General features: G+C 65.5%; 4 protein-coding genes. 1 reads left to right on the top strand and 3 read right to left on the bottom strand.

Going from position 1 to position 6,750, the window contains the following annotated elements; translation table 11 throughout:
* Nucleotides 1-109: 109 nt before the first annotated feature.
* The 3 genes from acnB to H9654_RS02940 are packed head-to-tail and all read right to left on the bottom strand — an operon-like array spanning nucleotide 110 to nucleotide 3,392.
* Nucleotides 110-2,701, bottom strand: coding sequence for a bifunctional aconitate hydratase 2/2-methylisocitrate dehydratase (acnB, locus tag H9654_RS02930; RefSeq protein WP_191768832.1), 2,592 nt, complete (start codon nucleotides 2,699-2,701; stop codon nucleotides 110-112).
* Between the two features lie 60 nt (nucleotides 2,702-2,761).
* Nucleotides 2,762-3,160 (bottom strand): type II toxin-antitoxin system VapC family toxin, encoded by a 399-nt coding sequence (locus H9654_RS02935; RefSeq protein WP_191768834.1) that lies wholly within the window; start codon nucleotides 3,158-3,160, stop codon nucleotides 2,762-2,764.
* Nucleotides 3,161-3,167: 7 nt separating this feature from the next.
* The gene (locus tag H9654_RS02940) at nucleotides 3,168-3,392 is read right to left on the bottom strand and encodes an AbrB/MazE/SpoVT family DNA-binding domain-containing protein (protein WP_057687522.1); all 225 of its coding nucleotides are present in this window, start codon (nucleotides 3,390-3,392) and stop codon (nucleotides 3,168-3,170) included.
* Nucleotides 3,393-3,624: 232 nt separating this feature from the next.
* On the opposite strand from H9654_RS02940, the gene acnA reads away from it, so the two are divergent.
* Nucleotides 3,625-6,378: an aconitate hydratase AcnA gene (gene acnA / locus H9654_RS02945; RefSeq protein WP_191768836.1), complete on the top strand. Its 2,754-nt coding sequence runs from the start codon at nucleotides 3,625-3,627 to the stop codon at nucleotides 6,376-6,378.
* The last annotated feature ends 372 nt before the right edge of the window (nucleotides 6,379-6,750 follow it).

Below are 6,750 nucleotides of genomic sequence, written 5' to 3' on the forward strand. Positions count from 1 at the left end.
ACCCCCCCGCCCCCCCCCCCCCCCCCCGCTCTGCACGCAATAAAAAACCCCCGGCTTGCACCGGGGGTTCTGTATCAGCAGGCGCCGACCGACGTCGGCACTACCGCAATCAGGCGGCGACCGGCTTGCCCGCTTCCTGATACTCCTCGATCTGATCGAAGTTCATGTAACGGTAGATCTCCGCGCCGCTGGCTTCCAGCACGCCCACGTCCGCCATGTACTCTTCCTTGGTCGGAATACGGCCCAGGCGCGAGCAGATCGCCGCCAGTTCCGCCGAACCCAGGTACACGTTCGAATTGCGGCCCAGGCGGTTCGGGAAGTTGCGGGTCGAGGTCGAGAACACCGTCGCGCCCTCGCGCACCTGCGCCTGGTTGCCCATGCACAGCGAGCAGCCCGGCATCTCCATGCGTGCACCGGCGCTGCCGAAGGTGCCGTAGTGACCCTCGCGGGTCAGCTCGGAGGCATCCATCTTGGTCGGCGGAGCCACCCACAGCTTGGTCGGGATGTCACGCTTGCCTTCCAGCAGCTTGGCCGCCGCACGGAAGTGACCGATGTTGGTCATGCACGAACCGATGAACACTTCGTCGATCTTGGCACCGGCCACTTCGGACAGCATCTTGACGTCATCCGGATCGTTCGGGCAGGCCACGATCGGCTCGTGGATGTCGGCCAGGTCGATCTCGATCACCGCGGCGTACTCGGCATCGGCATCCGGTGCCAACAGCTGCGGATCAGCCAGCCATTCCTTCATCTTGTCGATGCGACGCTGCAGCGAACGCGGATCCTGGTACCCCTCGGCAATCATCCACTGCAGCAGGGTGATGTTGCTGGTCAGGTATTCAATGATCGGCGCCTTGTCCAGGTGCACCGAGCAACCGGCAGCGGAACGTTCGGCCGAGGCATCGGACAGCTCGAACGCCTGTTCGACCTTCAGGTCCGGCAGTCCTTCGATTTCCAGGATGCGACCGGAGAAGATGTTCTTCTTGCCGGCCTTGGCCACGGTCAGCAGGCCGGCCTTGATGGCGTACAGCGGGATCGCGTTGACCAGGTCGCGCAGGGTCACGCCCGGCTGCATCTTGCCCTTGAAGCGCACCAGCACCGATTCCGGCATGTCCAGCGGCATAACGCCGGTGGCCGCAGCGAAGGCCACCAGGCCCGAACCGGCCGGGAACGAAATGCCCACCGGGAAGCGGGTATGCGAGTCACCGCCGGTACCGACCGTGTCCGGCAGCAGCATGCGGTTGAGCCAGCTGTGGATCACGCCGTCGCCCGGACGCAGCGAGATGCCGCCACGGGTGGAGATGAACTCCGGCAGGGTGTGGTGGGTCTTGACGTCGACCGGCTTCGGGTAGGCCGCAGTGTGGCAGAACGACTGCATCACCAGGTCGGCCGAGAAGCCCAGGCAGGCCAGGTCCTTCAGTTCGTCACGGGTCATCGGACCGGTGGTGTCCTGGGAGCCGACCGAGGTCATCTTCGGTTCGCAGTAGGTGCCCGGACGCATGCCCTGGCCTTCCGGCAGGCCACAGGCGCGGCCGACCATCTTCTGCGCCAGCGAGAAGCCCTTGCCGGTGTCGGCCGGCTGCACCGGCAGGCGGAACAGGTCGGTCACCGGCATGCCCAGCGCCTCGCGCGCCTTGGCGGTGAGGCCACGGCCGACGATCAGCGGGATGCGGCCACCGGCGCGCACTTCGTCGAACAGCACGTCCGACTTGACCTGGAATTCGGCGATCACTTCGCCGTTCTTCAGCGCCTTGCCGTCGTACGGACGCAGCTCGATGACATCACCGTGCTCCATCTGCGTGACGTCCAGCTCGATCGGCAGCGCGCCGGCATCTTCCATGGTGTTGTAGAAGATCGGGGCGATCTTCGAGCCCAGGCAGACACCACCGAAACGCTTGTTCGGGATGAACGGAATATCTTCGCCGGTGAACCACAGCACGCTGTTGGTGGCCGACTTGCGCGAGGAACCGGTACCGACCACGTCGCCCACGTAGGCGACCAGGTGGCCCTTGTCCTTCAGCGACAGGATTTCCTGGATCGGGCCGCGCTTGCCGTCTTCTTCCGGCACGAACGCCGCGTCGGGACGCTTGTTCTTCAGCATCGCCAGGGCGTGCAGCGGGATGTCCGGGCGGGTGGTGGCGTCCGGCGCCGGTGACAGGTCGTCGGTGTTGGTTTCGCCCGGCACCTTGAACACGGTCAGGGTCATGCTCTGGGCCACTTCCGGACGGCTGGTGAACCATTCGGCGTCGGCCCAGCTCTGCAGCACGGACTGGGCGTTGGCGTTGCCGGCCTTGGCTTTTTCCTGCACATCATGGAAGGCATCGAACACCAACAGGGTGTTCTTCAGCGCGGTCGCGGCGATCACGCCGACGCTGGCGTCATCCAGCAGCTGGACCAACGGGGCGACGTTGTAACCGCCGAGCATGGTGCCCAGCAGTTCGGTGGCGCGCTCGCGGCTGATCAGCGGGTTCTGCTCGCTGCCGAAGGCGATGGCGGCCAGGTAGGAGGCCTTGACCTTGGCGGCATCATCCACGCCGGCCGGCACGCGGTGGGTCAGCAGGTCCAGCAGGAAATCGGCTTCGCCGGCAGGCGGGTTCTTCAGCAGTTCAATGACATCGGCCGTCTGCTGCGCGGTCAGCGGCAGGGGCGGGATGCCAAGCGCAGCGCGCTCGGCGACGTGGTGGCGGTAGGCTTCCAACATGACAACTCCCGGGTAATGCGGTGAATACAACGATTGGATGAAGCGGTAAAAAGGTACGGCTCAGGCCTGCGGCACGATCAGCTTCAGGCCCTTGAAATAATCCCGATAGAACGCGTCGTTCCAGGTGATCAGGCCGTCGCACTGCAACAGCGCGTGGGCCCCGACCATGAAGCCGTCCAGGCTGCGGCGTTCGTTGCCGCGCTGGCGGTGGCGGCGTTGCATCTCCCCGGCGCGCAAGGCCGATTTGGCTTCCATCGCGTTGAAATGCACGCCCATTTCTTCCAGCGCCTCCAGCACCTCGGCCCCGCCGCGCAGCGCGGCGCAGACTTCGGCCAGGGTCGCCCCGCAGACCACCACGCGGCCGCCGACCAGGCTCTGCCGCAGGCAGGCCTCCACCGCATCGGCCTGCGGGCCATTGCTGAGCAGTTCGATCAGGACCGGGGAATCAACGGCGATCATGGCCGGCTTACTGCTCGTCACGGACGGCCTTCACAGCCGCATCGGTGGAGTCGAAGCCATCCAGTGCGAACTTGCCGCGGGCGCGCGAGATGGCGTCATCCACGCTCTTGCGCAGGATGATCCGGCCGCCTTCCAGCTCCACGGTCAACTGGGTGCCCTTGGTCAGGCCCAACGCATCGCGGACCGCCTTGGGCAAGGTGATCTGGCCGCGTTCAGCTACGGTGGCTTCCATGGGTAGGCCCTCTTCGGTATGTAAGAATTATACATACTTTTCAAAAAGGGGACGGAGGGGATTAAGTCGTTTCAGGCTCTCACGGGGGCGAAAACGACTTAATCCCCTCCGTCCCCTTTTTGGGCCGTGATGACATCGGCGCTACATCTGAATGTGTAAGATTTCACGCTGAGCAAGCAGGCGCGCCTGGTGCGCGGCCGTTGCAAGCCAATTCGCAAAGGAGTCATCTGCAATGAGTGATTCGTTCTCCACGCGCAGCCAGCTGGATGTCGGCGGCAAGCGCTACGATTACTTCAGCCTGCCCAAGCTGGGCCAGCGCTTCGATATTTCCCGCCTGCCCTACTCGATGAAGATCCTGCTGGAGAACCTGCTCCGGCACGAGGATGGCGGCGTCACCGTGGGCAAGGACCACATCGAAGCGGTAGCGACCTGGGACCCGAAGGCCGAGCCGGAAACCGAGATCGCCTTCATGCCCGCGCGCGTGGTGCTGCAGGACTTCACCGGCGTGCCGTGCGTGGTCGACCTGGCGGCGATGCGCGATGCGGTGGTCAAGCTTGGCGGCAGCCCGGAACAGATCAATCCGCAGATCCCCTCCGAGCTGGTCATCGACCATTCGGTGCAGGTGGATGTGTTCGGCAAGCCCGACGCGCTGGACCTCAACGGCAAGATCGAATTCCAGCGCAACCAGGAACGCTACGGCTTCCTGCGCTGGGGCCAGAAGGCGTTCGACAACTTCAAGGTGGTGCCGCCCAATACCGGCATCGTCCACCAGGTGAACCTGGAAAACCTGGCCCGCGTGGTGATGGCCGTGGACAAGGACGGCACCCAGGTCGCCTATCCGGACACCGTGTTCGGCACCGACAGCCACACCACCATGATCAATGGTATCGGCGTGCTGGGCTGGGGCGTCGGCGGTATCGAAGCCGAGGCGGCGATGCTCGGCCAGCCCTCCTCGATGCTGATCCCGCAGGTGGTTGGTTTCAAGCTGACCGGCCAGATGCCCGAAGGGGCCACCGCCACCGACCTGGTGCTGACCGTCACCCAGATGTTGCGCAGGCACGGCGTGGTCGGCAAGTTCGTGGAGTTCTTCGGCGACGGCCTGCAGCACCTGCCGTTGGCTGACCGCGCGACGATCGGCAACATGGCACCGGAGTACGGCGCGACCTGCGGCATCTTCCCGATCGATGAGGAATCGCTGAACTACCTGCGCCTGTCCGGTCGCCCGGAAGAGCAGATCGCGCTGGTGGAAGCCTATGCCAAGGCGCAGGGTCTGTGGCACGACGCCAATACCGCGCACGCCCAGTACAGCGCCACGCTGGAGCTGGACATGGGTACGGTCAAGCCGTCGCTGGCCGGGCCGAAGCGCCCGCAGGACCGCGTGCTGCTGGAAGAGGTTCAGGCCAATTACCGCGAAGCACTGGTCGGGCTGACCACCAACCGTGACAAGAAGGGCGTGGACGTCTCCACCTTCGTCAACGAAGGCGGTGGCACGGCGGTGGGCAACGAGCAGCTGGCCAAGGGCCAGGCCGACGTGGAACTGGATGGCAAGGCGTTCCGGCTGAAGGACGGCGCTGTGGTGATCGCCGCCATCACCTCGTGCACGAACACCTCCAATCCGGCAGTGATGATCGGTGCCGGCCTGCTGGCCCGCAACGCGGCCGCGCGCGGCCTCAACCGGCAGCCATGGGTGAAAACCTCGCTCGGCCCAGGCTCGCGCGTGGTCACCGATTACCTCGAAAAAGCCGGCGTGCTGACCGAGCTGGAGAAGCTCGGCTTCTACGTGGTGGGCTACGGCTGCACCACCTGCATCGGCAACTCCGGCCCGCTGCCGGCAGAAGTCAGCGCCGGCATCGCGCAGGGCGACCTGGTGGTGACCTCGGTGCTGTCCGGCAACCGCAACTTCGAAGGCCGCGTGCATCCCGAAGTGAAGATGAACTACCTGGCCAGCCCGCCGCTGGTGGTGGCCTACGCGATCGCCGGCACCACCGACATCGACCTGACCACCGAACCGCTGGGCACCGGCAGCGATGGCCAACCGGTGTTCCTGCGCGACATCTGGCCGAGCAACAAGGAGATCGGCGATGTCATCGCCGCGACCCTGGGGCCGGAGATGTTCAAACAGAACTACGCCGACGTGTTCAAGGGTGATTCGCGCTGGAACACCATCGCCTCGCCCGACGGCGATCTGTACGAGTGGGACGATGGGTCCACCTACATCAAGAACCCGCCCTACTTCGATGGCATGACCATGCAGGTCGGCACCATCGACGATGTACACGGGGCGCGGGTGATGGGCCTGTTCGGTGATTCGATCACCACCGACCATATCTCGCCAGCCGGCAACATCAAGAAGGAATCGCCCGCCGGCCGCTTCCTGCAGGAGCGCGGGGTGCAGCCGGCCGACTTCAACAGCTACGGCAGCCGTCGTGGCAACGATGACGTGATGGTCCGCGGCACTTTCGCCAACATCCGCATCAAGAACCTGATGTTCGGCGGCGAAGAAGGCGGCAACACGCTGTATTACCCGGCCGGCGGCGGCGAGCCGGAGAAGCTGGCGATCTACGACGCGGCCATCAAGTACAAGGCCGACGGCGTGCCGCTGGTGGTGCTGGCCGGCAAGGAATACGGCACCGGTTCTTCGCGTGACTGGGCTGCCAAGGGCACCCTGCTGCTGGGGGTCAAGGCGGTCATCGCGGAAAGCTTCGAGCGCATCCATCGCTCCAACCTGGTCGGCATGGGCGTGCTGCCGCTGCAGTTCCGCAACGGTGAGAACGCGCAGTCGCTGGGCCTGGATGGGTCGGAGGTGTTCGACATCACCGGCCTGCAGGATGGCGCCAGCAAGCGTGCGATGGTCAGCGCGAAGAAGGCCGATGGGAAGGTGGTGACTTTCGAGGCTTCGGTGATGCTGTTGACGCCGAAGGAAGTGGAGTACTTCCGCCACGGTGGGTTGCTGCAGTACGTGTTGCGGCAGTTGGCCGGGCGCTGAGGGGGCGGGTCGGGTCTGGTCGAACGGGCTGGGCCCCCTCGCGGCGGATGGGCTGGTTTCCGGGGTTGGCGACGGGCGGGTGGAGGGTCCGGGGGACGGCAACAGCCGCTCCTGCGGGCCTCGTTTCGCGCCATCCATGGCGCTCAACGCCCCCGCACCCTCCACCCACCCGTCGCCCTGACGGTTTCCGGTGGCCGCGTATGAAAAAGAAAAAGGCGGGTGACGGGCGATGCCGGCTGGCCGGGCACTGAGGGGTCGGGTCTGTTCGAACGGGCTGGGCCCCCTCGCGGCGGATGGGCTGGTTTCCGGGGGTGGCGACGGGCGGGTGGAGGGTCCGGGGGACGGCAACAACCGCTCCTGCGGGCCTCGTTT

Origin of the sequence: Stenotrophomonas lacuserhaii (assembly GCF_014836545.1) — a bacterium.
In the GTDB taxonomy this organism is placed as follows: Bacteria; Pseudomonadota; Gammaproteobacteria; order Xanthomonadales; family Xanthomonadaceae; genus Stenotrophomonas; species Stenotrophomonas lacuserhaii.

Excerpts from the sequence above, each read along its gene's own strand:
- acnB (WP_191768832.1), bottom strand. The coding sequence starts at position 2,701 with ATGTTGGAAGCCTACCGCCACCACGTCGCCGAGCGCGCTGCGCTTGGC.
- H9654_RS02935 (WP_191768834.1), bottom strand. The coding sequence starts at position 3,160 with ATGATCGCCGTTGATTCCCCGGTCCTGATCGAACTGCTCAGCAATGGC.
- H9654_RS02940 (WP_057687522.1), bottom strand. The coding sequence starts at position 3,392 with ATGGAAGCCACCGTAGCTGAACGCGGCCAGATCACCTTGCCCAAGGCG.
- acnA (WP_191768836.1), top strand. The coding sequence starts at position 3,625 with ATGAGTGATTCGTTCTCCACGCGCAGCCAGCTGGATGTCGGCGGCAAG.